The following is a 19,411-nucleotide window of genomic DNA, read 5'->3' as shown; positions in this document are numbered from 1 at the left end:
TCAGCGCGGCGTTCTCCGGGGCCGAATTCTGTCCCTGGTCGCGGCTAGCCTGCAGACATGAACCGGATCGACCGTCTGTACGCCGTGGTCGAGGAGCTTCGCGCCGCAGGGCCGAGGGGCCGGACTGCACGCCAGCTGGCCGGGCATTTCGAGGTCAGCGTCAGGACCATCGAGCGCGATCTCAGTGCGCTCGGTCAGGCCGGCGTACCGCTGGCGACCAAGCAGGGACGGGCCGGCGGCTACTCGGTCGACCGGTCGATGAGCCTGCCGCCGCTGAACTTCACCTCCCGCGAGGCGACCGCGATCGCGGTCGCGCTGAGCCGCAGCGACCATGTGCTGTTCTCCCGCGACGCCCGCAGCGCGTTGCAGAAGATCGTCGCCGCGATGCCCGAGCGCGCCCTCGAGGAAGCGCGTACGGCGGCCGCGAAGGTCCGCCTGCTCGTCCAGCCGGTCCCGGATCCGGACGCGGGCGTCGCCGAGACGATCTGGCGGGCCGTGCACGGCAACCACGTGCTGCGCATCGCCTACATCGACGTCGGCGGTGTCGATACCGAGCGGGAGGTCGAGCCGCAGCACGTCGTCGTCGGTCCCAACGGCTCGTACCTCACCGCCTGGTGTCATCTGCGGCAGGAGGAGCGAGTGTTCCGTATGGACCGCATCACCTCGGCCGAGCGCACTCCGACCCTCCCCCGCTCGCCGCGAGCCGCCGCCGACCCACAGGTCGACGGCCACGTCACGAAGCTGCCCGAGGCCGCACTTCAGGCGACGAACACCGACATAGGGCTGTCGCCACCGCCTGCGACGGTGGGTTCGACCCGCCAGTCCGGCGGGTGAATCGCAGGATGAAGGAGTCCCCCATGACCACCCCCGCGCCCGGCACCCTGGCCTGGTTCGAGGTCGCCACCAGCGACCCCGACGGCGCCCAGAAGTTCTACGGCAGCCTGTTCGACTGGACCTTCGACGCCGACGGCCCGGCCGCCGCCGGCGGCATGGACTACCGCAACATCAAAGCCTCCGGCGCCGACGCCCCAATGGGCGGCATCTTCGGCACCGGCGGGCAGGTCCCCGACCACGCGGTGTTCTACATCCTCGTCGCCGACGTCGAAGCCACCTGCGCCGACGCCGAGCAGCTCGGCGGATCGGTCCTGAGCAAGCACCTCGACCCCGGACCCGGAGCCCCGGCGTTCGCCTACCTGCGCGACCCGTCCGGCAACCAGTTCGGCGTCTTCACCCCACCGGCCGGATGATGGCGCGAAACGCAACGCGCAACTCCCCGCCGGACCCGTCCGGCGGGGAGGACCCGCGCGTCGTGTACGACGAGCTCACCGACGACCTGCTCTACGACCCGGCCATCGGGCGGTCCACGATGATGGGCTACCCGTGCATCCGGCTGGCCGGCCGCTTCCTGGCGTCGTACGACGCCGGGTCCGGCCAACTGGTCGTGAAACTGCCGGCCGGGCGGGTGGCCGAGCTCGTTGCCGAAGGCACCGGTCAGGAGTTCGCCCCGGCCGGCAAGGTGTTCCGCGAATGGGTCGCGATCCCGGGCCCCGAGCGCTGGCAGTCGCTGCTCGCCGAAGCCGTCGCCTTCGCCCGCAGCTCCCTCGGCGAGCAGTAGGTCAACGGGACTCGAGCAAGGACTTCAGGCGGCTGAGATCCTTCTGGTTCGCGCGGCGCATCGCGGCGGACATCAACGGCGCGGCAACGCCCGCGAACCCCGACGGCTCGCCGCGGTTCCGCAACGACATGTGGGTACTGCGTTCACCGGCCGGCGACCAGCGATAACTCGTCTCCATCGGGAACGGCCCCTGAGCGGTCCGCATCACCAACAGCTCCAGCGGAACCAGTTCGACGACCTCATAGGTGTAGGCCAGCCGCCGGCCGAGGAAGTGCGCCACGAAGTCCATCCGGGACCCGACCGCCACCGGTGGATCGGTGCGCCACTCGATCGACTCGATGTTGGCGTACCACTCGGGTGCGTTCGACGGGTCCCCGACGTACTCGGCCACCTCTTGCACCGGCCGCTCGATGACAACCTCAGTCAAGACATCGACAGCCATCAGACCTCCTGGTCGAAGTACGGCACCGGCGTCCCGCCGGACAGGTAGCGCTGCATCCGCTCCAGCATCTGCGCCCAGCCGAACGTGACGATCCGGTACATCGTCCCCACCTCTTCGAAGCCGGTGTGATCCAGCAGGACGACAGTGCCGGTCTCGCCTGGTTGCAGTGTCCATCGCACCTGGGTCCCGATCCACTCGGGCGGACCGCCGACGCAGTGCCAGATCAAGGATTCGTCCGGTGTCGCCGAGGTCACCTCCAGGTCCCACGACATCGGCGCATCCGGGAACCAGAACCGCTGCACCGTTCCTACGACACCGCTGGTCTCGTTGCGCGTCGTCCACCACCCGGCGACGCCCTCGGTGCTCGTCAGCGCCCGGTACACGTCCGCCGGCGGCGCGGCGATCTCGGCCTGCATCGCGATATCCGCCATCGGACCGCCCTCCTCGGTCAGCATTTTAGATCACACTAAAATAGAGAGCAGGTTCCGACAAGCTTTAGCGTTCGCTAAAGTTGCCGCGTGGATGTCGTCCGCGTGATCGCCGATCCCCGGCGCCGGGAGATCCTCCGGCTGGTCTGGGACGTCGAACGCCCGGCGTCGGAGATCGCCGAGCACTTCGAGGTCACCTTCGGCGCGGTCTCGCAACATCTCGGTGTGTTGCGGGAGGCCGGACTGGTCGTCGTACGTCGCGACGGCACTCGCCGCTTCTACCGCGCCGACCGGCAGGCGCTCGGCCCGTACACGCCGATGCTGCGGCTGTTGTGGGCCGAGCAGCTCGACCGGCTCGCAGAGCTCGCCGAGACCGAGGAGCGGGAATGACCGGACCTGTCATCGTGGAGCGTCGTATCAAGGCCCGGCGGGATCTGGTCTTCAGCTACTTCACCGACCCATCTCGCTGGCTGCTCTGGCAGGGCGTCGACGCGGAGGTCGAGGCGATTCCGGGCGGCCGCTTGCGGATGAACGTCCGGGGCGACGGCTATGCCTCCGGAACCTTCACGGTCGTCGACCCACCGCGGCGCATCGTGTTCACCTGGGGCTGGGAGATGCCCGGCAACCCTGTCCCGCCCGGATCCAGCGTCATCGAGGTCGACCTGATCGAGCAAGGCGACGCGACTCTCGTCCGTCTCACCCACCGCGACCTCCCGCCGGAGAGCCGCGACATCCACGCGGAAGGGTGGAATCACTACCTCGACCGCCTGGAGATCCGGGCGTCCGGCGGCGATCCCGGCCCAGATCCCTGGCGTGTCGACACCCCCTGAGCCTCGCCGGCGATCGCCGAGTCGGCGCGGTGATCCGGCGGGTTCACGAGAGGTGGCCGCCGAGGAGGTCGCGGACGCGGTTCCAGCGTTTGTGGTAAGTCGGGCCGAAGCGGTTCCGGGAGCGATCGCGCTTCCGGTCGCCGTACCGATGGAGTGCCCAGACGGAGCTGGGCTTGGCCAGCCGGACCGCCCCGACCGGCGCCACCACCGGTACGACGATGCCGATCAGGCCGGTGGCCAGTTTGCCCTTGAGGAAGCACACGACCGCCATCACGAGGTGGAACCCGATCCCGCCGAAGTAGGTCCACCGCGAGAGCGCGCCGCCGGCTTGGTGCGGCTCGGCGCCGATCGGGCTGGTCTGCGTCAGGAGTACGACGCCCAGCGCCCCGCCGAGCAGGATCGCGTCGATGGACTTGCGTCCTTCCGGTCCCCAGTAGACATCGTCGAGATGCAGCCACAGCGCGAACTCGTCCAGGGTCAGCGCCGCCCCCGCGCCGAAGATCACGGCGAACACCTCGGCCCAGGGCGTGTCCGGCGCGTAGCGGAACTGCAGGAGCCCGGCGAGCATCACCATCAGAATTCCCCACACCTGGTGGTGGATGTGGATGCCACCGATGTACAGGTCCGACAGGCCGCCCTCGGCCGCGGTCTGGGCCGAGCGCCGTTGCTTGGCGCGGATGCGCCGGGTGACTGCTCGCGTGACGGTGAAGGTGACGAAGAAGGCCAGCAGCATCCAGGCTGCCTGCGCCCGGCCGGTGTCGACGAGTTCTCGATACCAACCCACCCGGATCACCCGCACCGCTCAGACATCGAGAGAGTCCGTAGCAATCAGTACGACGCCCAGCGCCGCGGCGATCATCAGCACCGCGCACGCCACGACCTCGGCCCGGTTGAACACCCGCAGGCTTTGTTCGCGACGAGCAACGAGGTACAGCAGCGTCCCCGGCGCGTACACGATCGCGGCCAGCAGAAGGTACTTCGGACCCGCGGCGTGCAGCATGAAGATCGAGTAGACGACCGCGACGGTGTCGAGCTTGAGCATGAAGTCCAGCGCGTCGTCGACGAGCAGCACCAGGAACAGGAACAGCTGGACGGCGGCGGTCGTGCTGAGCAAGGCGGCGATCGGCGTCCCGTGGACGTTGTCGCGGGCAAGGAATCTCTCGTCGCCGCCCCAGAAGTTGTCCGCGAACGTGCCCGCCTCGAAGGCCGGCGCCACGATCACGATGAAGGTCAGGATCGGCAGCAGCTTCGCGATCGTGACGATCCGGTTGACGACGGCCGCCTGCCGCACCCCGCGCGCGATCAGGACGTGGAACGCCCACACCACCGCGGACGCCACGACGACGGCCTCGCCGAACTCCCTGGGCAGGGTGAAGACTCCGCCGCCGACCATCGAGCCGACGACCATGCCGGTCAGGGTGAGGCCCGAGACCTTCTGGACGGCGGTCGGCCGGCGCGCGCTCACGACACTTCCTCAGCCGGTGGGCCGCACCAACGGGAACAAGATGGTGTCGCGGATCGAGAGACCGGTCAGGTTCATCACCAGCCGGTCGATGCCCATCCCCATTCCGCCGGTCGACGGCATGCCGTACTCGAGGGCCTCGAGAAAATCCTCGTCGACCTGCATGGCTTCCGGGTCGCCCGCGGCCGCAAGCTGGGACTGGGCGTGCAGCCGCGCCCGCTGGTCCACGGGGTCGACCAGCTCGGAGTACGCCGTACCCTGCTCCGCCGCGAAGATGACCAGGTCCCACTTCTCCGCGAGCCGTGGATCCGAGCGGTGCGGCCGGGTCAGTGGCGCGTTCTCCTTCGGGAAGTCGGTGTAGAAGACCGGCATCGTCGTCGTGCGCTCGCACAGTTCTTCGTAGATCTCCTCGAGCACGACTCCCCAGGAAGCGGTGTCGCCGGGCTCCAGCCCGATCTTCGACGCATGTCCGCGCAGCGTCTCGACCGGTGTGTCCGCGGTGACCTCTTCGCCGAGCGCCTCCGACACCGCGCCGCAGATGGTCTTGACCGGCCAGGTCCCGGACAGGTCGTACTCGACAGTCTTGCCGTCCGCGTCGGTACGGCGTGCCAGTGGCGAGCCGTACACGGCGGTGGCGGCCTCCTGGATGATGTCCTGGGTCAGCAGTCGCATCGTGTCGTAGTCGCCGTACGTCTCGTAGACCTCGAGCGACGTGAACTCAGGGTTGTGCTTGAAGTCCACGCCTTCGTTGCGGAACTGCCGGCCGAGCTCGAACACCTTCTCCATACCACCGACCAGCAGCCGCTTCAGGTGCAGCTCGGTGGCGATCCGCAGGTACAGGTCGAGGTCGTAGGCATTGATGTGGGTCTCGAACGGGCGCGCGTTCGCGCCGCCGTGCACCAGTTGCAGGACGGGGGTCTCGACCTCGACGAATCCCCGCGCCTGCAGGGAATCGCGCACACTGCGTACGACGGTCGCCCGGGTGTACGCGATGTCGCGAGCGGCCGGCCGAACGATCAGGTCGACGTACCGGGCCCGGATCCGTGCCTCCGGATCGACCATGCCCTTGACCTTGTCGGGCAGCGGCCGGATCGACTTGCTCGTCAGCTGCAGCGACTCCGCGCGGACCGAGAGCTCCCCGCGCCGGGTGGTGATCACCTCGCCCGTGACGCCCACCTGATCGCCCAGGTCGATGTCATGACGCCAGAAGTCGTACTGCTCCCGGCCGACGTCGGCCACATCGACCATGAGTTGCAGGTCGCCACTGCCGTCGCGGAGCTTCGCGAATCCCAGTCGTCCGTGGTCGCGCTTGAGGATGACCCTCCCGGCCACCGACACCCGGCGCCCGGTCGACGTTCCGTCCGGCATCGCGCCGGCATGGGCCTTGACCTGGGCCATCGTGTGCGTGCGCGGGTACGTCGCCGGGTAGGGATCGATGCCTTGGGCACGGATCCGGTCGAGCTTGGCCCGCCGTACCCGCACTTGCTCGGGCAGCCCCTCGACCGACATCGCCTCGGCCAGTGGATCCGGCGGCGCCGGGATCAGCGCCGCGACGGCGGCCGCGTGGCCTGCTCCCGCGGTGTCCAGCGCCGTCTGTGCCGACTTGCGGTGCAGCGTCGCGAGGCGAGGACGCGTGAGGAACCCTTCCGCACTGCCCGCTGCGGTCCCGACCCGGGGCAGGTCCGAGGTGTACTCGAAGCACATGAACCACACGATCCTCGCGAGTTCCGGCACGATCAGCCACCACAGCACGAGGAGCCACCACGCGGCGCGCAACCGGCGTCTCAGCGCCACCCCCATCGCCACCAGCAGGGCGGCGTACACAAGGCTCGGCACGATCGGAATCGTGAGCATCGAAACGATGTCCTGCTCGCGCGCGAAGTAGTCCTGCCACGGCGGCACCACCGCGACCACGACCACCAGCGCGGCGGCGGCGAACATGGCGGCCGCGAAGTGGTCCGGCCAGCGGTCGTCGAGCGGTTTGAGAACCCCGACCGGGCGTGTCCGCGCCCGCGATTCCACCGAGAACGCAGCAGTATCCACCGTTGAGCTCATCCGGTCCCCCCAGCTCACGACAGTACCCGGAGACCCTGACGAGGTGCACGCCCTGACCAGCCTGCCGGATCGGCGCCGAGGGCGGGACGTGCGGGCGGATTGCGGTTAGCCTGATGCGGACGCCGGCGTCGCGGTGTCTGAGGGGATCACCATGACGAGTGAGCCTTTGGGTGAGCAACGAGCGGTCCGCGACTCCGGCTCGGCCGGGCTGGAGGCCGAGCTACGGGTACTGCGGGCCGAGGCCGAGCTCGTCGACACGCTGCAAGTGATCGGCCGGCGACTCACCGCACAGCTGGACCTGGACACGCTGGTGCAGGAAGCCACCGACGCCGCGACCAGAGCGACCCGGGCCGAGTTCGGGGCCTTCTTCTACAACCTGATCGACGAGTACGGCGAGTCGTACACGCTGTACACCCTGTCCGGAGTGCCGAGGCACACGTTCGACAAGTTCCCGATGCCGCGCAACACGGCGGTGTTCGCACCGACCTTCAACGGAGCCGGCACGGTTCGCTCCGACGACATCACCCGGGATCCGAGGTACGGCCGGAACGCGCCGTACAACGGAATGCCGCAGGGACATCTACCGGTCTGCAGCTACCTCGCCGTACCGGTGATCTCGCCGACCTCGCTCGAGGTGCTGGGCGGCTTCTTCTTCGGCCATTCCGCGCCGGGCCGGTTCAGCTTGCGCCACGAGCAGCTGGCCGAGGGAATCGCCGGATACACTGCGATCGCGCTGGACAACGCGCGCCTGTTCGCTGCCCACCGCAGCCTGGCCGTGGAGTTGGCTCGCAGCATGCTGCCCGTTGTGCCACAGGTGACGGACCTGGACGTCGTCTCCCGCTACCGGCCCGCGGCCGGCGGCTCGGAGGTCGGTGGCGACTGGTTCGACGTCGTCGAGCTGCCGGCCGGGCGGACGGCGTTCGTCATCGGCGACGTCGTCGGCCGCGGCGTCACGGCAGCGGCGGTGATGGGACAGATCCGTACCGCTGTCCGGGCCTACGCCCTGCTGGACCTGCCGCCCGCCGACGTCCTGCGGCACACCTCACAGCTGGCGAACAGTACGCCGGGCGCTACTTTCATCACCTGCTTCTATGCCGTGCACGACCCGGTCGACCAAACGTTGGCCTTCGCCAACGCCGGGCACCTGCCGGCAGTTCTGGCACTGCCCGGCCAACCCCCACTGCTGATCGGGCAAGGGCTCGGCGCGCCACTCGGCGTCGGCGAGGACTTCGGGCAGGGTGTGGCCGACTTCCCGCGCGGCTCGCAACTGACCCTGTACACCGACGGCCTGGTGGAGAACCGGGAACGCGATCTCGACCACGGCATCGACGCACTGCTCGACGCCCTGGGACAGCTCCCCCGCGAAGCCGGACTCGAGAATGCCTGCGACGCAATGATCGACCGATTGACGGACGGCCGGCACAACGACGACATCGCGCTCCTGCACGTCCGCCATGTCGGCCACCGACGGCAGATCGCGACCTTGTCCCTGACCGGCACCCCTTCGGACGCCGCGGAGGCCCGGACGTTCGTCGGTGAGCACCTGGACGAGTGGCGGCTCGGCGACGTCGTCGACGCCGCGGTGACGGTCACGAGCGAGCTGGTCGCCAACGCCGTACTGCACACCGGCGAGCCCAAGGACCTGCGCCTGCACCACGACGGCTCCAGGCTGATCGTCGAGGTCGCCGATCGCGGCCCGGACACTCCCCTGCTGTACCAGCCGGCGTCCGGCGAAGAGCATCACCGCGGCCTCTACCTCGTGAACGCCCTCACCGACCGCTGGGGCAGCCGCCCGACCCGCGAAGGCAAAATCGTCTGGGCCGAGCTCACCATCCCGCCACCGCCCTAACTCCTCGACCGGCAGACCTCGCCTGCACGTGGCCCGCGGTCCCGTAGTCGGCGACGAACTTCGCCCGTCGCGCAGCCTCGGCCAGCACCGAAGGAACGCCGAGAAACCCGACCCGCAGCGTCGGCAGCAGCGTCTTCGAGAACGACCCCACGTACAGAACCCGCCCCTCCTCGTCGGCAGCCTGCAACGGCATCAACGGACGCCCCGTGAACCGGAACTCCGAGTCGTGGTCGTCCTCCACGATCGCCGCGTCGTGCCGGGAAGCCCAAGCAAGCAACGCAGTACGGCGCTCCTCCGACATCGGCATGCCGAGCGGGAACTGATGCGACGGCGTCACGTACACAAGCCGCGTTCCGACCGGAATCCGGTCCACAACCAGTCCCTCGCCGTCGACAGGAACCCCCACGACGCGGGCTCCATGCGCAAGGAATCCACGGTAGGCCGGCAGGTACCCGGGGTCCTCGACAGCCACCAGGTCGCCCGGCTCGAGCAGAACGCGCGCGGCGATGTCGAACGCCTGCTGCGCTCCCGTGGTGATCACCAACTGCTCCGGCGCGAGCCGGACGCCGCGACTCACAACCAGGTGCCGCGCAAGCGCCGTACGCAACTGCTCCAAACCCGCCGGGTCGGCGTAGTGAACGTCGGTCCGGCTGCGCAACTGATCGTTGACCAGCGCCCGCCACCGCACAAACGGAAACTTGGTCCGTGCAGGCACACCGGGCGCGAAGTTGAACTCGGCTGCCGGCACCGACAGCTCCGGAACTGCGAAAGCATCCCAGATCGCTCGCGGCCGCAAGGGCGACGAAGCCGGCGCGGACGCCGCTGAGACAGACCGACCGGTGACGAAGGTCCCAGCGCCAGCCCGCGACCGGATCAGCCCGTGCGCGGCGAGCAGGTCGTAGGCCGCGACGACCGTTGCCCTCGACACCGATAGCCGAACCGCGAGCTCCCGCGAGGACGGGAGCGCCGTACCCGCGGGCAGCACGCCGGTGCTGATCCGCTCGTGCAGCTGCGCGTAGATCTGCTCGGCCAGCCCGCCCTCCCCCAGCTGAAGATGGAGGTCCATCAGTGCAGGGTGTAGCCGCCGTCGATGGTGATGATCGATCCGGTCATGAAACTGGACGCGTCCGAGGCGAGGAAGACGACGGTCGGCGCAATCTCCTCCGGTACGGCGTACCGCTGCATCGGAGTGTCGTCGATCCAGCGCGCCTTGAACTGCGGCTCGTCGACCGGCGCCATCTCCGTCTTCACGTATCCTGGCGCCACCGCGTTGACCCGAATGTTCAACGGCGCCCACTCCGCCGCCAACGACTTCGTCAACTGATGCACCGCCGCTTTCGACGCGTTGTACGCCGGCTGCCACTGCGGCCGGTTCACGATCTGCGCCGAGATCGACCCGACGTTCACGATCGTGCCACCACCGACCGTCCGGAAGTGCCGGGCCGCGGACTGGCTCAGCTTCCACAGACCGGACACGTTGGTCGCAAAGACCTCGTCCCACTCCTCATCCGGCACGTCGAGCGCCGGCCGGTGAAAGCAGGCCCCGGCGTTGTTCACCAAGATGTCGAACCGGCCAGTGGCCTCCAAAGCCGCCGCCACGGCTGCCTGCCCGGACTCCCGATCGTTGACGTCGAGACCGACACCGATCACCTTTCGCCCGGTCGAGTCCGCCACCTGCTTGGCCATCCGCTGGGATGCCGAGGCATCGCGCGCACCGATCACCACATCAGCCCCGGCTTCGGCCAATCCGGTAGCGAAGGCGAGGCCGAGCCCCCGATACCCACCAGTCACCAATGCCGTGCGTCCAGCCAGCGAGAACTTGTCGAGGACAGTCATCGCACCATTGTCCCCGCCGGCGGCGTCAGAGGACGTAGAAGCCGGTGATCGCGGTGGGAAGGATGCCCGGGATGAGCCAGTAGGACAGCACCGAGCGCCGGAAGATCGCGAGGACGCCGCAGACCGTGAGCAGGCCGATCACCCCGGACATGATCCAGAGGCCGACGCCCTTGCCGTAGTCGTCGGCGGCCACGCCGATGCTGTAGACGGCCAGGGTGACGGCCGGGACGCTGCCCACATGGATGAGGACGGCGGAAGCGACCCACCGCTGGACGGTCTCGATGTTCATCGGCTTGCTGCGACGACGACGGTTCATGGTGTGTCCTTTCCGACACCACCATCGTAGGCGAATGATTCGTGCACTAACTAATTCTGCCGGGGTGATCCTGGACACCTGTGGCGGCGCCGATCACCTGGGTCAGCACCTGATGGAGGTGCTGGAGCTCGGAGACCTCCATGCCCAGCCGGCTCACGATCGCCGGTGGGATCTTCAACGCCTCGTTCCGCAACCGCCAGCCGGTCGGTGTGAGCGTGACAGCGAGCGCCCGCTCGTCCGCCCGCGCCCGCGGACGCTCGACGTACCCGTTGGCCTCGAGGCGTTTGAGCAGAGGCGACAGCGTGGCCGGCTCCAGCTGGAGCATCCCGCTCAGCTCCTTCACGGACAGCGGCGCGTGCTGCCACAGCGCGAGCATCACCAGGTACTGCGGATGAGTCAGCCCCATCGGCTCGAGCAGCGGCCGGTACAGCGCGATGACGCTGCGGGACGCGACCGCGAGCGCGAAGCACACCTGGTTCTCCAGGTCCAGCGGGTCGGCGATCTCGTCGAGGTCAGTCACGCCTGCAATAGTACCCTAATCGTTAGGGCACGAATCAGGCGCGCTCGGCGGAGAGCTCCTGGGCGATGTGGTCGCCGATCAGCAGGCAGGCGGTGGCTGCCGGCGAGGGGGCGTTCAGCACGTGCAGGGTGCGGCCGTCGCGGAGGAAGAAGAAGTCGTCGACGAGCTTGCCCTCGCGGGTGACGGCCTGGGCGCGGACGCCGGCGCCGGAGCGCCGTACGTCGGAGACCTGCAGCTCGGGAAGCATGTGCTGAGCCTCGCGGACCAGGGCCCGGCCGGTCAGCGAGCGTGCGATCTCCTTGGCGCCGGTCCTGGCGTAGCGGCGGGCGAGCCGCCACGAGCCGCGGTACGCAATCGACTCCCACAGGTCCCGGGCGACGATCTTCCGCCAGGAGTAGCCCTCCCGGGCCAGCGCCGGTACGGCGTTCGGCCCGATGTGCACGGTGCCGTCGATTCCGCGGGTCAGGTGGACGCCGAGGAACGGCAGGTCCGGGTCGGGCACCGGATAGACCAGACCCTTCACCAGGAACTCCCGCTCGGGCACGAGCTCGCTGAACTCGCCGCGGAACGGAAGGATGCGGACGCCGGGCTCGAGACCGGAGGCCCGGGCCAGCCGGTCGCTGTGCAGCCCGGCGCAGGCGGCGACGCGGTCCGCCTCGATCACCTCGTCCGTAGTGTGCACCCGGACGACCGAGCCCGCGTTCTGGATCGAGGTCACGGTCACGCCGGTGCGGATCTGTCCACCGGCCGCGCGAACGTCGTCGGCCAGCGCGCGAGCGACCAGCTTGAAGTCCACGCGGCCGGTGGAGTCGACCGCCAGGGCACCTTTCACGCGCAAGTGGGGCTCGCGCTCCGCGACCTCGTCGAGGGTGAGTCGACGGACCGGGACGCCGTTCTCACGGCCGATGCCGAGCAGGCGGTCGAGCTGTGGGAACTCGGCTTCGGTCGTCGCGACGACGAGCTTCCCGGGGATGTCGATCGGGATGCCCTTCTCCTCGCAGTACTCCTTCAGCGCCGCTCCTCCGGCCACAGCCAGCCGGGCTTTCAGCGAGCCGGGCTTGTAGTACAGCCCGGAGTGGATGACGCCGGAGTTGTGCCCGGTCTGGTGCGCGGCGACCGACTGTTCCTTGTCCAGTACGACGACAGGCGTCGCCGGATCGAGCCGCTGCAGACTCCGTGCCACGGCCAGACCCACGATGCCGCCACCCACCACAACCGCAGATCCCATCGACCTCTCCCTGTACCGGCCAGCTTGCCCCAAAAGAACCGGGAAGGATGGCCGTTGATACAGCTACTGTCGGGGCATGACCCTACTCGTGGTGGACGCTCCGATCGCCGCCGTCACCGTCTACCCGGACCGCGCGCGGATCACGCGGCGCGGCAAGCTCACCGTGCCTGCCGGTGACCAGACCGTGTACGTCGAGCCGCTGCCGCTCCTGCTGCAGGAGGATTCGGTCCGGGTCTCCGGCCACGGACCGGCCACGGTGCTCGGCGTGGACCTGGCGATGCGGCACCATCCACAGGCGCCGGACGAGACCGTCGCGGAGCTCGAGCGGCAACGCCGCGAGGCCGTGGCCGAGGTTACGGAGCTGTCCGACGCCGACGACGTCCAGATCCAGCTCGACACGTTCCTTGGCCAGCTGGCCCGGCGGGCCGGCGGGACCTTCGCCCGGACGTTGGCGTCCGGCGACGATGGCGCCGACCTCGGCGGCTTCACTGATTCGCTGACGTCCCGGCTGGACGCCGTACGGGCGAAGCGGCGCGAGCTGGCCACGCAACGACGGGAAGCCGAGGAGCGCCTGGCCGCCGCGGACCGCCGGCTGGCCGAGGTCGCAACGCAACGCGCGCCCGACCGCCGATCGGCCGCCGTCACGCTGGCGTTGGAGTCCGAAGCGGAGGTGGAGATCGAGCTCTCCTACGTTGTGGGCAGAGCGGGCTGGACCAGCTCGTACGACGTCCGTCTCAACGCTGACCAGCTCACGCTGAGCTGGTACGGCCTGATCACCCAGCAGACCGGCGAGGACTGGCCCGAGTGCGATCTCAGGCTGTCGACGGCCCGGCCCACGGTGACTGCGAAGGTGCCCGAGCTCGGCCCCTGGTACCTGGACCGCTTCCACCCGCCGATGCCGGCCGGGCCGACCGGCGCCCCGATGGTTCACCGGGCCGTCGCGGCCTCGCTCAGCACCGATTTCGTGGAGCAGGCGGCCGCAGCACCGGCCGTCGCGGACCTCGCCGCGACCGTCGAGCAGGGCGTCACGGCAGCGACCTACACTCCGCCGCGGCCGGTCGCCGTACCTGCGGACGGCGCCTCGCACCGCGCGACGATCGCCGCGATCGACCTCGACGCCCAACTGGACTACGTCACCGCGCCGGTTCAGTCGACTGACGTCCACCTGCGGGCCACGGTCCTGAACTCGTCCACGCACACGCTGCCGGCCGGGAAGGCCGCCGTCTTCCACGACGCGGACTTCGTCGGCTCGGCCGCGCTGCCGCTGTGGGCGCCCGGTGAGGACGTCGAGCTCGCGCTCGGCCTGGACGACCGGATCCGCGTCGAGCGCAAGCTGGTACGACGGACCGCGACCAAGGCGACCCTGGGGTCGACGCGCCGGCGTGAGGTCGAGTACGAGACCAAGATCGAGAACCACACCCCGCGCCCGGCCCGGGTCACGGTCCTCGACCAGCTGCCGGTGGCGCGGGACCACGAGATCACCGTCAAACCGATCGTCGCGGAACCGGAGCCGGCCGAGACCACCGACCTCGGTGTCGTCACCTGGAAGCTCGAGCTGGCCACCGACGCCGAGCTCAAGGTCAAGCTCGGCTTCCGGGTCGAGACCGGCAAGTCGGTCGAGCTCAGCGGCTGGCGCGAGTAACCGCCCGCGGCCGTGATCACCGTCGAGGGGCTTCGGAAGTCCTACGGGCGCCACGAAGCCGTGCGGGGTGTCGACCTGGAGGTTCGGGCCGGGGAGATCTTCGCGTTCCTCGGCCCGAACGGCGCGGGTAAGACGACGACGGTCGAGATTCTCGAGGGCTACCGGGATCCGACCGCGGGCCGGGTCGAGGTCCTCGGGGCCGATCCGGCGCGGGCGGATCGCGAATGGCGTGCGCGGATCGGGGTGATGCTGCAGACCTGGCAGGTCGAGCCAGCGTTGACCGTTCGCGAGTCACTCCGGCAGTTCGCGGGGTACTACCCGCGGTCGCTTCCGGTCGAGGACGTCGTACGGCTTGTCGGTCTGGAAGCGCAGGGCGACGTACGTGCCGGACAGTTGTCCGGCGGCCAGCAGCGGCGGCTCGATCTGGGTATTGCGCTGGTCGGTGATCCTGAGCTGCTGTTCCTCGACGAGCCCACGACGGGGTTCGATCCAGCGGCGCGGCGGTCGGCGTGGCAGATCATCGCCGCACTGCGGGACGCCGGCAAGACGGTGCTGCTCACGACGCACTACCTCGACGAGGCGCAGGCGCTCGCGGACCGGGTCGCGATCCTCGTCGACGGCCGGATCAAGGCCGAGGGCTCACCGGTGGAACTCGTCGCCGGGCAGGCCACCCGGATCACCTTCCGGCTCGCCGACAGCATCGCGCTGCCGGCCCGGTTCGAGCCGGTCGCGGTGACCGACGGCCGTGTCGAGATCCACTCGCACGAACCGCTGCACCTCGTCCACGCACTGACCGAGTGGGCGATCGAGAGCAGTGTGGACCTCGCCGAACTGCAGGTCCGGCGCCCCAGCCTCGAAGACGTCTACCTCGAGCTGACGGCCGCATCATGACGGTGGTGGCACACCAGTTCCGCTATGACTGGAAGGCGTTCTGGCGCAGCCCGACCACGATCTTCTTCGCGTTCGTGCTGCCGATCATGTTCCTGGTCATCTTCGTCAGCGTGTTCGGCAACCAGCGGATGGAGCTCGCCGACGGACAGCTGGTCCGCGGCTCCACCTACTACCTGCCGGGAATCGTCACGCTGGGCCTGATCCAGGCGACCTTCACGAACCTGGCCGTCTCGCTCACCGCCTCCCGGGAACGCGGCCTGCTCAAGCGCCTGCGCACCACTCCCCTGCCGACGTGGACGTTCATGGCCGGTCGCATCGTCACGTCCGCGGCCGCCGCGACCCTGCTCGTCGTCGTCCTCGTGGCGATCGGACGGTTCGTGTACGGCGTCGCCGTACCGACGACCACCATCGCGGCCGGCCTGGTCGCGCTCCTGGTCGGCACCTTCACGTTCTCCGCCCTGGCCTTCGCCGTCTCGTCAGCCATCCCGTCGCAGGACGCGGCGGTGCCGATCACGAACGCGATCACGCTCCCGCTGTACTTCATCTCCGGGATCTTCATCCCCCAGGAGCTCATCCCCGAGGGCGTCCGCGACGTCGCGGAGGTCTTCCCGGTGCAGCGGCTGTACGACGCCTTCCTGACCGTCTTCGACCCGTCCACCACCGGCGCGGGGTTCGAGCCGGCCGACCTCGCCGTCGTCGCGGCTTGGGGTGTCGCGGCAACCATCGTCGCCACCACCACCTTCCGCTGGGAGCCCCGCACCACCTGACGAAAGTCAGCGTGACTTGAGTACGGCGTCGGCGCGGGCGGCCATGGCGGTGAGTTTGGGGTTGAGGTCGGTCAGTTCGGTGGTGTGGGGGCGATGGTTTCGCGTTGGAGGGTTGGGAGGCGGGCGTCGAGGTGGGCGAAGAGGCCTGTCGTAGTGCCGCACTCGGCAAAGGCGGCTGCGAAGGCTGACTCTTGCGGGGTTGGTCGGTAGGGGCGGGCGGGGATCGCCGGGCGGAGTTTGGCGCCGCCGGGGAGGGTTTGGAGGGGCTTGGCGGCCGGTTCGGTGTTGGTGCCGAGGCGAATGCCGAACTGGGTGACGTTCTTGGTGGCGTCGTACCGGGCGCCGTTGGGGAGCGGGTGGCTTTGGTGCCGAGGCAGGAGACCAGGCTGTCGCTTTCCTCTTGCAGGATGGCTTTCACGCGTACGACGTACTCGTAACCGAGGCGGTTGCCGAGTTCCATGTAGCGGTCCCGGACGTGGCCGACCTCGGCCGGGTCACCGAGCTCCTCGCGCGCAGCGGTCTCGCAGCGGTCGACGGCGGCGTAGTACGCCTGGTCGGTGCGTAGGATCTGTTCCGGTTGCGCGGGGATCGCCGTACCGAAGCCGTTCTTGCGCGCCTCGGCGACCGTGCGCGGCTTCACGGGCTTCTCGGCGAGCCAGCCGAACAACTCGCGCGGCGGCGCAGCCATCGGCCGCGACTTCCGCGGCGCACAGGTCCTCGAAGGCGACCAGCCGGCGTTCGGTCAGCCGTTCCGCCTCGGCTCGCAACACCGGGATGTGGTCGAGACCGACGTACGCCGGTCCCTCCCACAACCCCGGCGCTTCCCGGATGGTCGCGGCGGCGCGATCGTGGTGCCCGGCTCGTGTCAACGCGCCGGCCTCGTCGAGCATCGACTCGAACGTCTCCGCGTCGAGCTCACCAGGCTCGAGAAAGAGCCGGTACGTCGCGTTCTGGCACAAAGAACCGCACAGGTTCTCCCCCCGACTCCCCCGACCACTCCCGGCATCGACGCGTCCTTGACCGGAATGTTATCCGCTCAGGGATTCACCTACGTATCGGAAACCTCACACTCAGCAACCGGACACGCCCGGTAAGCCCGAGGTCATCCGACCGATCCGACGGCTCATCCACGCAGGGTGAGGCGCCGGGCGGGTGACCAGCGCAGCATCCAGGTGCGGCTCGCTGCGGTTCTGTCGCGGCCCGGAGAGGGGATGGCTGAGATGGCTGCTGAAAGGCGTGGGATCGTGCTCGCCGGATTCGTCGCGTTCGCCGGCGCGATGCTCATGGTGATCGGTCTGGTCAATGTCTTCCAGGGATTCGTCGCCCTGGTCGCCGACGAGGAACTGGTGCTGACCCCGGAGAAGCTCATCGTCCTGGACGTGACCGCCTGGGGCTGGACGCTGATCATCTCCGGCATCCTGCTCGCGGTCGCGGGCGGCGGCGTGCTGACCGCGACGACGTGGGGCAGGATCGCCGCGATCGTGCTCGTCAGCCTGCATGCGGTGATCCAGATCGCGTGGTTCGACGCCTATCCCGTCTGGGCCGTCATGATGATCACGCTCGACGTCATCGTGCTGTACTCGCTGACCGCGCGCTGGTCCGACGTACGAGACCGTCTGGGTGGTGTCGGCGACGCGCCGTGGAGCGGCATGGAAGGCGTCGAAGGGGCCCAGCTCACCGCCGCCGAGGAGCGGCAGGTGCCGCCGGTCGTCTGAGGCTGCACTCAGTCGGAACTCAGTCGGTATGGCGGTCGTCGTCGTCGCCGACGTAGGGCAGCGGGTTGCCTGAGGCGAGCGCACCGGCGGCGAGCCAGGCCGCGACACCGTCCGGCGATCGCCGGTACAGCTCGTCGAGGTACCGCTGCCGTTCCTCGACGACGGTGAGGCGCGCCTGAGCCGACCGCGCTGCTTCCAGCAGCAGGAAGCTCCGGCGCCAGGCGAGACACAGCTCCTCGTCGCTGAGGAACCCGACCTCCGGCAGGTCCTGCGGAGCCGGATCCTTCGCGGTGAACCATCGTGCCCGCACGAGCTCGACGAGAGCGGGCGCCGTCACCGTGAGCGTCAGCACGATCAGCACGCCGCCGAAGCCGAACGCACCGATCAGACCGATCGCAGCCGGTCCGAGCACCATCGACGCGAGCATCGCGCGGCCGATCCCCTTCACCCCCTGCCGGCTGTCGTTCCCCGACCAGACGGCCGAGGCGACGACGACCGCCGACAGTGCAGCCAGCAGCACGCAGACGAACGCTCCCGCCGGGCCCCACTTGGCAATCATGCAGAGCAGTCCGGTCAGGGTGGCCAGGCACAGACACCACCACCAGAGGAACCGGCCCCGATCAGATCGATACACGGCTCGCTCCCCCCATCCGCGGACGGCGCCGGCCGCCGCCCCCGCCGCACCCAGATCGTCGGTCCGGCGCCGCATCACCCGCCTCATCCCCTCCGGATGAGGCACGCCGCAAACTGCCGCCGAACTTTTCGGAGGATTCCGTAATCCAATCCCGTGACGGAGGCCGGGGAGCCTTCGACCAAGGGGAGGAAGTACTCAGATGGTTCGTAAGACTGTGGGTCTGGCATCGGCCGGCGTGCTCGCGCTCGGGCTGGGCCTCGCGGCCGGGGCCCAGGCCCAGGCCCAGCCGGCGGACACGTCGGCAACCTCCGCGGCCTGCGCGCTGCGGCTCGGCTCGGTGACCGCGAACGGGGCGCACACCAGCCGGATGATCAACGCGACCGCGCCGATCACCATCGGCGGGGTCCGCGGCACGGCGAACGTGTTCACGCCGGGCCAGGTCCAGCACACCACCACGTTCGTGGGCACGCCGCTGCTGAGCGGCGAGTCGCGGTCCGGGCTGACCGTGCTCGGCGGCGCCCTGCACTCCAGCTCGTACGTCGTCGACGGCCAGAGCCAGATCGACCCGCACTACCCGAAGAACAACCTCCGGATCGGGGGCGGCTGGTCCAACTACCGTTGGGTCGAGCAGTCCGTCCACCGCCCGGCCGACGCCGGCTCGCCGAGCCGTACGACGCTCTACGGCCAGCAGACCGACGGAACCGTGCTGCGGTGGATCGCTGACGGCACCCGTTGGCGCCTCAGCGGCGGTGCCGGTGGACTCAGCACGGTGAAGTCGATGACGCTGATCAGCCGCACCGACACCTACGAGACCTTCCTCGCCAACACCCGCGCCGGCGGGCTGCTGACGGTCCGGTGGCCCACCCGCTACCTGGGCGTCCCGAAGGGCACCGCGGTCCGCGACGCCACCTGGCAGGGCTTCGAGCAGCTGATCGCCACCAAGTGCGGCGTGAACGGCACCCTGCTGCTCGGCATCGACCGCGACACCAAGTCCGGCTACCTGTACGCCGTCGGCCACGCCAACGGCCGCAACACCGTCATCAAGGGTCTCGGCAAGGTCCCCATGACCTTCTCCGACCCGCAGTACTTCCGCTGGGCGCCCAAGTACGACACCCTGCTCGGCGACTGACCCCCACCAACCCCACAACGCGGCGGCCGGCTTCCGGCCGCCGCGTCCGCTT

24 protein-coding genes are annotated in these 19,411 nt (G+C 69.3%); 12 read left to right on the top strand and 12 right to left on the bottom strand.

Annotated features, from left to right (window positions below):
- Positions 1–57 precede the first annotated feature (57 nt).
- From AB0H36_RS03870 to AB0H36_RS03860, 3 genes are read left to right on the top strand one after another with little or no spacing between them, the layout of a single operon-like run.
- Positions 58–834: a YafY family protein gene (locus AB0H36_RS03870; protein WP_360516000.1), complete on the top strand. Its 777-nt coding sequence runs from the start codon at positions 58–60 to the stop codon at positions 832–834.
- A gap of 23 nt (positions 835–857) precedes the next feature.
- Positions 858–1,247 (top strand): VOC family protein, encoded by a 390-nt coding sequence (locus AB0H36_RS03865; RefSeq protein ID WP_360515997.1) that lies wholly within the window; start codon positions 858–860, stop codon positions 1,245–1,247.
- Entirely contained in the window at positions 1,247–1,615 is a 369-nt protein-coding gene (locus AB0H36_RS03860; protein WP_360515994.1) for a hypothetical protein, read from the top strand. Before AB0H36_RS03865 ends, AB0H36_RS03860 begins: the two co-directional genes overlap by 1 nt.
- Position 1,616: 1 nt before the next feature.
- On the opposite strand, the gene AB0H36_RS03855 is transcribed toward AB0H36_RS03860, so the two are convergent.
- Both AB0H36_RS03855 and AB0H36_RS03850 read right to left on the bottom strand, forming a co-directional pair.
- Positions 1,617–2,057: an SRPBCC family protein gene (locus tag AB0H36_RS03855; RefSeq protein ID WP_360515991.1), complete on the bottom strand. Its 441-nt coding sequence runs from the start codon at positions 2,055–2,057 to the stop codon at positions 1,617–1,619.
- Entirely contained in the window at positions 2,057–2,512 is a 456-nt protein-coding gene (locus tag AB0H36_RS03850; RefSeq protein WP_360515988.1) for an SRPBCC domain-containing protein, read from the bottom strand. The genes AB0H36_RS03855 and AB0H36_RS03850 overlap by 1 nt, the downstream gene beginning before the upstream one ends.
- Before the next feature lie 63 nt (positions 2,513–2,575).
- On the opposite strand from AB0H36_RS03850, the gene AB0H36_RS03845 reads away from it, so the two are divergent.
- Together AB0H36_RS03845 and AB0H36_RS03840 are read left to right on the top strand one after the other, a co-directional pair.
- Positions 2,576–2,875 carry a metalloregulator ArsR/SmtB family transcription factor gene (locus AB0H36_RS03845; protein ID WP_360515985.1) on the top strand — a complete coding sequence of 100 codons (300 nt, stop codon included), beginning with the start codon at positions 2,576–2,578 and terminating at the stop codon, positions 2,873–2,875.
- Entirely contained in the window at positions 2,872–3,315 is a 444-nt protein-coding gene (locus AB0H36_RS03840) for an SRPBCC family protein (RefSeq protein ID WP_360515982.1), read from the top strand. The genes AB0H36_RS03845 and AB0H36_RS03840 overlap by 4 nt, the downstream gene beginning before the upstream one ends.
- Before the next feature lie 43 nt (positions 3,316–3,358).
- Here the strand turns inward: AB0H36_RS03840 and AB0H36_RS03835 are convergent, their stop codons facing one another.
- The 3 genes from AB0H36_RS03835 to lysX are packed head-to-tail and all read right to left on the bottom strand — an operon-like array spanning position 3,359 to position 6,832.
- Entirely contained in the window at positions 3,359–4,099 is a 741-nt protein-coding gene (locus AB0H36_RS03835) for a hypothetical protein (protein WP_360515979.1), read from the bottom strand.
- Positions 4,100–4,117: 18 nt separating this feature from the next.
- The gene (locus AB0H36_RS03830; RefSeq protein ID WP_360515976.1) at positions 4,118–4,780 is read right to left on the bottom strand and encodes a hypothetical protein; all 663 of its coding nucleotides are present in this window, start codon (positions 4,778–4,780) and stop codon (positions 4,118–4,120) included.
- Between the two features lie 9 nt (positions 4,781–4,789).
- On the bottom strand, positions 4,790–6,832 hold the full coding sequence (gene lysX, locus AB0H36_RS03825) for a bifunctional lysylphosphatidylglycerol synthetase/lysine--tRNA ligase LysX (RefSeq protein WP_360515973.1): 2,043 nt from the start codon (positions 6,830–6,832) through the stop codon (positions 4,790–4,792).
- Positions 6,833–6,983: 151 nt separating this feature from the next.
- Here lysX and AB0H36_RS03820 point away from each other — a divergent pair, with 151 nt between their 5' ends.
- Positions 6,984–8,681 carry a SpoIIE family protein phosphatase gene (locus AB0H36_RS03820; RefSeq protein ID WP_360515970.1) on the top strand — a complete coding sequence of 566 codons (1,698 nt, stop codon included), beginning with the start codon at positions 6,984–6,986 and terminating at the stop codon, positions 8,679–8,681.
- Here the strand turns inward: AB0H36_RS03820 and AB0H36_RS03815 are convergent.
- Genes AB0H36_RS03815 through lhgO form a run of 5 tightly spaced genes read right to left on the bottom strand, consistent with a single transcriptional unit; the run spans position 8,659 to position 12,581 of the window.
- Positions 8,659–9,747 (bottom strand): PLP-dependent aminotransferase family protein, encoded by a 1,089-nt coding sequence (locus AB0H36_RS03815; protein WP_360515967.1) that lies wholly within the window; start codon positions 9,745–9,747, stop codon positions 8,659–8,661. The genes AB0H36_RS03820 and AB0H36_RS03815 overlap by 23 nt on opposite strands.
- Positions 9,747–10,517 carry a glucose 1-dehydrogenase gene (locus AB0H36_RS03810; RefSeq protein ID WP_360515964.1) on the bottom strand — a complete coding sequence of 257 codons (771 nt, stop codon included), beginning with the start codon at positions 10,515–10,517 and terminating at the stop codon, positions 9,747–9,749. The genes AB0H36_RS03815 and AB0H36_RS03810 overlap by 1 nt, the downstream gene beginning before the upstream one ends.
- A 25-nt stretch (positions 10,518–10,542) precedes the next feature.
- Positions 10,543–10,833, bottom strand: coding sequence for a hypothetical protein (locus tag AB0H36_RS03805; protein WP_360515961.1), 291 nt, complete (start codon positions 10,831–10,833; stop codon positions 10,543–10,545).
- 46 nt (positions 10,834–10,879) lie between these two features.
- Positions 10,880–11,353 carry a MarR family transcriptional regulator gene (locus AB0H36_RS03800; RefSeq protein WP_360515957.1) on the bottom strand — a complete coding sequence of 158 codons (474 nt, stop codon included), beginning with the start codon at positions 11,351–11,353 and terminating at the stop codon, positions 10,880–10,882.
- Between the two features lie 34 nt (positions 11,354–11,387).
- The gene (lhgO, locus tag AB0H36_RS03795; protein WP_360515954.1) at positions 11,388–12,581 is read right to left on the bottom strand and encodes an L-2-hydroxyglutarate oxidase; all 1,194 of its coding nucleotides are present in this window, start codon (positions 12,579–12,581) and stop codon (positions 11,388–11,390) included.
- 76 nt (positions 12,582–12,657) lie between these two features.
- Between lhgO and AB0H36_RS03790 the strand changes: the two genes are divergently transcribed.
- The 4 genes from AB0H36_RS03790 to AB0H36_RS03775 all read left to right on the top strand — a co-directional run bounded on the left by AB0H36_RS03790 (position 12,658) and on the right by AB0H36_RS03775 (position 16,446).
- A complete protein-coding gene (locus AB0H36_RS03790; RefSeq protein ID WP_360515951.1) occupies positions 12,658–14,223 on the top strand; it encodes a mucoidy inhibitor MuiA family protein in 1,566 nt (521 codons plus the stop codon).
- Positions 14,224–14,235: 12 nt separating this feature from the next.
- Positions 14,236–15,114: an ABC transporter ATP-binding protein gene (locus AB0H36_RS03785; protein ID WP_360515948.1), complete on the top strand. Its 879-nt coding sequence runs from the start codon at positions 14,236–14,238 to the stop codon at positions 15,112–15,114.
- Positions 15,111–15,881, top strand: coding sequence for an ABC transporter permease (locus AB0H36_RS03780; RefSeq protein ID WP_360515945.1), 771 nt, complete (start codon positions 15,111–15,113; stop codon positions 15,879–15,881). Before AB0H36_RS03785 ends, AB0H36_RS03780 begins: the two co-directional genes overlap by 4 nt.
- Before the next feature lie 400 nt (positions 15,882–16,281).
- Entirely contained in the window at positions 16,282–16,446 is a 165-nt protein-coding gene (locus AB0H36_RS03775) for a hypothetical protein (protein WP_360516054.1), read from the top strand.
- On the opposite strand, the gene AB0H36_RS03770 is transcribed toward AB0H36_RS03775, so the two are convergent.
- Positions 16,376–16,771, bottom strand: a complete 396-nt coding sequence (locus tag AB0H36_RS03770; RefSeq protein ID WP_360516048.1) for a BTAD domain-containing putative transcriptional regulator — start codon at positions 16,769–16,771, stop codon at positions 16,376–16,378. The two genes, AB0H36_RS03775 and AB0H36_RS03770, sit on opposite strands and share 71 nt — an antisense overlap.
- A gap of 330 nt (positions 16,772–17,101) precedes the next feature.
- On the opposite strand from AB0H36_RS03770, the gene AB0H36_RS03765 reads away from it, so the two are divergent.
- The gene (locus AB0H36_RS03765; protein ID WP_360515942.1) at positions 17,102–17,596 is read left to right on the top strand and encodes a hypothetical protein; all 495 of its coding nucleotides are present in this window, start codon (positions 17,102–17,104) and stop codon (positions 17,594–17,596) included.
- A 19-nt stretch (positions 17,597–17,615) separates the two neighbouring features.
- Here AB0H36_RS03765 and AB0H36_RS03760 read toward each other — a convergent pair whose 3' ends face one another.
- Positions 17,616–18,230, bottom strand: coding sequence for a hypothetical protein (locus tag AB0H36_RS03760; RefSeq protein ID WP_360515939.1), 615 nt, complete (start codon positions 18,228–18,230; stop codon positions 17,616–17,618).
- Positions 18,231–18,429: 199 nt separating this feature from the next.
- Here AB0H36_RS03760 and AB0H36_RS03755 point away from each other — a divergent pair, with 199 nt between their 5' ends.
- A complete protein-coding gene (locus AB0H36_RS03755) occupies positions 18,430–19,359 on the top strand; it encodes a hypothetical protein (protein ID WP_360515936.1) in 930 nt (309 codons plus the stop codon).
- The last annotated feature ends 52 nt before the right edge of the window (positions 19,360–19,411 follow it).

The organism is Kribbella sp. NPDC050820 (genome assembly GCF_040653975.1).
Lineage (GTDB): Bacteria > Actinomycetota > Actinomycetes > Propionibacteriales > Kribbellaceae > Kribbella.
The sequence above is the reverse complement of the archived record's forward strand: the minus strand, read 5'-3'. Positions and strand labels throughout refer to the sequence as shown.